Genomic DNA, 6,398 nt, shown 5'->3' on the forward strand with positions numbered 1-6,398 from the left:
GCGGCGCCCCCCCCCCCCCTCCCCCCGCCCCCGCCCGTCTGCTGAGCGGGGGCGGCCCCCGCGGGCCCCCCCCACGGGGTGGGATGCGTCAGCGGTGGATGAGGGACGTCCAGTCGGACGGCACGCGGTCGGCCGGCGCGGGCGAGCCCTGCTCCGGCGGGCGCGAGAGCGGCGCGGCGAGGTGCGGCCCCTCGAGCACCTGGGACGTCTCGTAGTCCCAGTACCAGTCCTCGCCGGGCTCGAACGACCGCATGAGCCGGTGACCGGTCTCCTGGAAGTGCGCCGTCGCGTGCTGGGCCGGCGACGTGTCGCAGCACCCCACGTGGCCGCACGTCGCGCAGCGGCGCAGGTGGACCCACCACCCGCCGTCGGCGTCGCACTCGGCGCAGCCCGTCCCGCTGGGCGGGACCGCCGGGTCGACGGCGGCCCAGAGCTGCGCGCCCAGGCTCTCGTCGAGCCCGTCCCCCGTGACGCTCACCGGCGGCTCACCGGGTCCCGACGGCGGAGGGCCGCACGACGGGGGCCCACGACTCGGGGTCGAGCGCCGGTGCGGGCTCGGCGTCGTCCCAGGCCCGGCAGTCGTCGATCGTCGCGGCGAGCAGCGCGCGCAGGCGCTCGTCCGGGTCCGGCACGCACGCCTCGGCGATGCCCTGCACCGCCGCGGAGATGATGCTCGGCGCGGCGTCGCGCACGAACCGGCTCGGCCGCAGCCGCGCACCCTCGCAGAACCGCTGCGCCCAGCGCGCCGTGCGCGGGCAGCTCGCGAGCGCGTCCGCCGACTCGGCGCTCAGCGTGCCCGCGGGGCGGTCGTCGAGGACGTCGAGCATCTTCTCCGCCCCGATGATCGCGACGGCGAGCGTCTGCTGCCGGTCCGCCGGGGCGATCGGCAACGCCGCCACCGCGGCGCGCAGCGCGATGCGCACGTCCCAGTGCGGGTCGTCGCTCGTCAGCCCGATGACGGACGGGATGAGCGGCGCCAGCTTGGGACGCTCCGGGTCGACCGTGAGGTCGTTCACGGCGCGCGCGAGCATCGCGAGCAGCGGGTGCGTGCACCGTGGATGGTCGCTCCACCGCTCCCCCGCGAGGTAGGACGCGAGCTCCATGAAGCACGCGCCCTTCTTCGGGTTGCGGTGCTTGCCACGGCCCAGCATCGGCAGCATGTCGTAGGTGTCGGTCACGAGGTCACCCCCACAGGCGGGTCCGGTCCTGCGTCCAGTCTGCGCCGGGCCTCGGCCGTTGGCAACGGGAGGAGTGACCCCGGTCACGTCTTGCGGACGCGACGGCTCAGAAGATCTCCGCGGTGTGCGCGGTCGGTGACCACGACCAGGCCGCCGACGCGGCGGCGACCGCGCCGGGCGTGCGCTCGACGACGCGCCCGGCCAGCGCGAGGACGTGCAGCGGCGTGGCACCCAGGTGGGCCGCTCCCAGGTCGCCGACGTCCATCGAGAGGTCGTCTCGCGCGTCGGTCCGGCACGCCAGGCCGTGCCGCCCGCCTCGCCGACGACGACGTGCCACCGCCCGGCGTTGGCGGGGACCACGTCGTCGGTGACGTCGAGGACGAGGTCGACGGGCGCGGCGAAGGCACGCGTGGCGAGCGCGCGCTTGACGTCGACCACGCGGACCCACAGGGCCTCGTCGAGGCGTGCATGCATCCGCCGGTGGTCGACGAGCAGGTGGGCCAGAGGGTCCGGCACGGGGCGCGACTCGCACGCCAGCGTGCTCATGAGGTCGAGGTCGAGCAGGTAGCGCCAGAGCTGGGCGTGGGTGGCCGGGTCCGTGGCGCTCACCTCCTGGACGGCGACGACGCCCGTCGGCACCAGCCCGGGCTTCCCCTCGCGGACCCGGTACGCCGCGTACCCGGTGGGTCCGTCGGGGCCGACCGCGACGACGATCTCGGCCGGCGGCCGACCGTCGCCGCCACCCAGGAAGAACTGCCAGCGGCCCGCGTCGCGCGCGAGCGTCCCAGGCCGTGTGCCCAGCAGGTCGTCGTGGATGGCGGTCAGGTGGGGCAGGGCGTCGGCGAGGGACATCAGGTGCAGGCGGGCCGACGACCGTGCCGCGAGATCCCGCGCGTGCGTCGTGAACGCGGCGCGCGAGAGGTCGACCTCGATGGGCTGGCGCCACGACGCGATCCCGTAGCCGTAGCGTCCGTAGACGCCGGCCTCCGTCGCCCAGAGCGCGGCCACGGCCTCGCCCCCGGCCGCGAGGTCGGCGAGCTGGCGGCGAATCATCGCCGTCATGGCCCCGCGACGGCGGTACGTCGGGGCGACGGTCACCATCCACACTCCCGCGACGGGCAGCAGACCCCCGCCGGGCATCGTCATCCGCAGCGAGTACGCGCTGGCGGTGCCGACGACGTCCTGCCGGTACCCCCACCCGAAGGCCCGCCACACCACGTCCAGCGCCTGGTCACGGTCCTCCTGCTCCAGCGGCCGGACGTCGAACGAGGAGGGCGCCGTGGTCGTCATGGCCTGGTGATAGTCCCCACGGGTCGGCCCCGTCCACCGGAATTCGGGCGCGGGCGTCGGCGGGAGGGGTCCCGTGCCTTAGTCGCGGCGACCCACCTCAGACGCCTCAGGGCCGTGGACGGGCACCGCCTAAGGCACCCTCCCCCCAACCGTGCGCGGTCGTCCGATGCGACGGTCCGGTGCTCAGGACGAACGTGAGTGTCGGACAGGCAGGGTGCCTGCAGAGACGGGGACGACCATGAGCGCACAGTTCGATCCGACCTTCGAGGCGGACCTCACCTACCGCACGCAGCGTCTGCGTGACGACTTCCGGCACGACGAGCCCTCGCTGCTGCACTGGTGGCGGGGACGCCGTCAGCGCCACGACCGCCCGGCGCGGTGACCGCGCCGCCCGACGCCGTCGACGAGAACCCTCTCGTCGGCGGCGTCGTCGTATCCGGCGCGGGCTCCGGTGGTCTATCCGCTGGTCACGTGTCGGTGCACGCTGCGAGGATGGGAGCCGTGCCACGACCCTCCTCGCGCGCGCCCTTCGTGGCCCGCGCCGCCGAGCTCGACGCGCTCTCCGCGGCGGTCGAGCGCGCGCGCCGGGGCGAGCCCGGGGTCGTGCTCGTGGGCGCCGACGCCGGGGTCGGCAAGACCCGCCTCCTCACGCGCGCGGCCGAGCTCGCCGCCGGGAGCGGCGCGACCGTCGTCTGGAGCCACTGCGTGGACCTCGGCGAGGTCGGCCTCCCCTACCTCCCCTTCTCCGAGGCGCTGACGACGCTGCGCGCCCAGCACCCCGCGGTCGACGAGACCGTGGCCGCACGACCCGCGCTCGCGCGCCTGCTCGACGCCGGCACGCCGGCGGACGACGAGCAGAGCCAGGGCGAACGCCTCCAGCTCTTCGAGAGCGTCGCGGCCGCGCTCGCCGCGTCGGGGACGGCCGAGGCCCCGCTCGTGCTCGTCGTCGAGGACCTGCACTGGGCAGACCCGTCGAGCCGCGACGTCCTGCGCTTCGTGGTCGCGCGCCTGCGTGCGGAGCACGTGCTCGTCGTCGCGAGCTATCGTGCGGACGACCTGCACCGCCGCCACCCCCTGCGCCCCGTGCTCGCGGAGCTGCTGCGCCACCCGCGCGTCGAGCACGTGCAGCTCTCGCCCTTCACGGAGGGCGAGCTGCGCGAGTTCACCACCGCGCTCGCGGGCGCTCCCCTGCTGCCCGACGCGTTCGAGTCCGTCCGGACGCGCTCCGAGGGCAACGCGTACTTCGCGGAGGAGCTCGTCGAGTCGGGCCTCGACGACGAGCTGCCCTGGTCCCTCGCGGACGTCCTGCGCGCCCGCCTCGAGGTGCTCGACCCGGCCGTGCAGCACCTCGTCCGGGTCGCGTCGGTGTCCGGGCGGCAGGTGAGCGAGCCGCTCCTGCGCGCCGCGCTCGCACGGGACGCCGCCGACGGCGAGACGGCCACCGGGCGCTCGTTCGACGCGGCGCTGCGCGAGGCGATCGCGCACCACGTCCTCGCGGTCGAGGGCGACGGCGCGCGCGACACGGTCGTGTTCCGTCACGCGCTGCTCGCCGAGGCAGTCGCGTCCGACCTGCTGCCGGGCGAGCGCGTGGGCGTGCACCGCGCGTACCTCGCCGCGCTCGACGACGACCCCACGCTCGGCTCCCCCGCGCTGCGCGCGCACCACGCGCTCGCCGCGCACGACCTCCCGGCCGCTCTGACGGCGTCGCGCGCCGCCGCCCGCAAGGCCGCGCGCGTGCTCGCGCCCGCGGAGGAGCTGCGGCACCTCGAGCAGGTGCTCGCGCTGTGGCAGGCGGTGCCCGACGCCGCGTCCCTCCTGAACGAGGACCGCGTCACCGTCGCGCTCGCCGCGGCAGGGGCGGCGAGCCGCGCGGGCGAGCCGGACCGCGCGGTCGCGCTCGCCCGGAAGGTCGTCGAGGGCACGGCGGGCGACCCGATGCGCCAGGCGTCGCTGCGCCACGTGCTGTCCCGCTACCTGCTCGGCACGGAGGAGGTCGAGGAGACCCTCGCCCACACGGAGGCAGCGCTGGCCGTGCTCCCGGAGGAGCCGCCGTCCCTCGACCGCGCGTGGACGCTCGCGATGCGGGCGCGCGCCGCGATGAACGCCGACCTCGACGAGCTCGCCGCGGAGGTCGCCGCGCAGGCCCTGGACGTCGCGCACCGGCTCGACGCCCCCGACGTCGAGGCCGACGTGCTCACCACGATGGCGATCCTCGAGGTCGCGGACGACGACCGGGCCGCGGTGCTGCTCGCCCAGGCCCGGGAGCGCGCCGTCGAGGCGGGCGACATCCTCACCGAGCTCCGCTGCTGGTACAACATCGCGGCGAACCGCTACTACGCGGGTCGCATCGACGAGGCGCTGCGGGTGACGGCCGACGGCCTCGACCGGGCGCGCGCGACCGGGCTCGGCTGGAGCGCGTACGGCGTGGAGCTGCGCCTGTTCCGCGACCTCGTGCGCTACGTGCTCGGTGACCTCACGCCCACCGAGACCACGGGCGAGACCATGCCGGAGGGGTCGGCCCCGCAGCTCTCCTGCGTGCAGCTCTACGCGGCCGTGGCGCGGGGTGACGCCGACGCGCTCGCGCGCGGCACGGCCCTGCGGCGGGACTGGTTCCGGGACGGGCAGATCGCGCTCATCTCCGGCGGGTGCTCGATCGACGCGCTGACGTGGGCGGGGCGCGACGAGGAGGCGGTCGCGCTCGCCGTCGAGCTCGTGGACCACCTGGGTCGCACGTGGAGCGACTACTTCCTGGGCCGCATCTGGATCTCGGCGCTCGCGCTCGCCGCGCTCGCCGACGCCGCGGAGGCGGCGCGTCTTCAGGGCGCGGCCGGTGCCGGGCAGGTCGCGGCGCTCGTCGCGCGCGGCGACGAGCTGCTGGAGGCGGCGCGCACGACGGCGGAGCGCGGCCGACCGCGCGGCGGTCGCCTCGGGCCCGAGGGTCGCGCCTGGCTCGCGCGTGCCGCGGCCGAGCACTCGCGGCTCACGGGCGAAGACGACCCGGCGCTGTGGGAGGAGACGACACGCCTCTTCGACTACGGCTACCGGTACGAGGTCGCGCGCTCGCGCTTCCGCTGGGCCCAGTCCCTGCTCGGCGCGGGCGACCGCAACGCGGCCGAGATCGAGGCGGCGCAGGCGCTCGAGGAGGCCGAGGCGATGGGTGCGGCCCCGCTCGCCGACGCGGTGCGCGCGCTCGGGCGCCGCGGCCGGCTCGACCTGCCCGGGGTCCGCCGGTCCACGACGGCGGTCCTCACCGAGCGTGAGGAGGAGGTCCTGCTGCTCGTGGCCCAGGGCCTGACCAACCGGCAGATCGGCGAGCGCCTGTTCATCTCCGCGAAGACGGTGAGCGTGCACGTGTCCAACGTCCTGGCCAAGCTCGGCGCGTCCGGGCGGGCCGAGGCCGTCTCGCTCGCGCACCAGCGCGGGCTGCTCGAGGTCTGACGCGCGTGGGTTCCTCGCCCGGCACGCTCGTGCTCGTGCGTCACGGGCAGAGCACGTTCAACGCGGGCGACCGGTTCACAGGCCTGCTGGACGTGCCGCTCTCCGACGTCGGGGTCGCCGAGGCAGGGCGCGCGGCACGGCTGCTCGCCGACGCCGTCGCGCGCGAGCCCGCGCTGGCTCCGCGCCGCGTCACGACGTCCCCGCTCGTGCGCGCCTCGACGACGGCCGCGATCGTCGCCGACGCGCTGCCCGGCCCGCCGCCGCTCGCGGTCGAGTGGCGCCTCGTCGAGCGTCACTACGGCGCCTTCACGGACAAGCCGCGCGACGTCGTCCGCCGCGACTACGGCGAGGCGGCCTACTGGCGCTACCGCCGCTCGTACCTCCACCGACCGCCGCCGCGCGCGGGGCCCGGCCCCCCCCCCGCGCCCCGGCGACCCGACCGTGCGGCGCGCCCCCACCGCGCGCGCGCGCCCCCCGCGCCCCGCGCCCCCG

The 6,398-nt window shown here is 76.5% G+C and carries 5 protein-coding genes; 3 read left to right on the top strand and 2 right to left on the bottom strand.

Annotated features, from left to right (window positions below; translation table 11 throughout):
• Positions 1–88: 88 nt before the first annotated feature.
• Together ACFWH7_RS05270 and ACFWH7_RS05275 are read right to left on the bottom strand one after the other, a co-directional pair.
• Complete coding sequence (locus ACFWH7_RS05270) at positions 89–478, bottom strand: UBP-type zinc finger domain-containing protein (protein ID WP_378215404.1); 390 nt, start codon at positions 476–478, stop codon at positions 89–91.
• 7 nt (positions 479–485) lie between these two features.
• Entirely contained in the window at positions 486–2,468 is a 1,983-nt protein-coding gene (locus ACFWH7_RS05275) for a GNAT family N-acetyltransferase (RefSeq protein WP_378215405.1), read from the bottom strand.
• 238 nt (positions 2,469–2,706) lie between these two features.
• Here ACFWH7_RS05275 and ACFWH7_RS05280 point away from each other — a divergent pair, with 238 nt between their 5' ends.
• The 3 genes from ACFWH7_RS05280 to ACFWH7_RS05290 all read left to right on the top strand — a co-directional run.
• Positions 2,707–2,850, top strand: a complete 144-nt coding sequence (locus ACFWH7_RS05280) for a hypothetical protein (RefSeq protein WP_156186302.1) — start codon at positions 2,707–2,709, stop codon at positions 2,848–2,850.
• 119 nt (positions 2,851–2,969) lie between these two features.
• Complete coding sequence (locus tag ACFWH7_RS05285) at positions 2,970–5,906, top strand: helix-turn-helix transcriptional regulator (protein WP_378215407.1); 2,937 nt, start codon at positions 2,970–2,972, stop codon at positions 5,904–5,906.
• A gap of 5 nt (positions 5,907–5,911) precedes the next feature.
• Positions 5,912–6,398 (top strand): 2,3-bisphosphoglycerate-dependent phosphoglycerate mutase (locus tag ACFWH7_RS05290; protein ID WP_378215408.1); only part of this gene is annotated, 487 nt, incomplete at its 3' end.

The sequence above is a fragment of the Cellulosimicrobium cellulans genome (assembly GCF_042723955.1).
In the GTDB taxonomy this organism is placed as follows: Bacteria; Actinomycetota; Actinomycetes; order Actinomycetales; family Cellulomonadaceae; genus Cellulosimicrobium; species Cellulosimicrobium cellulans_H.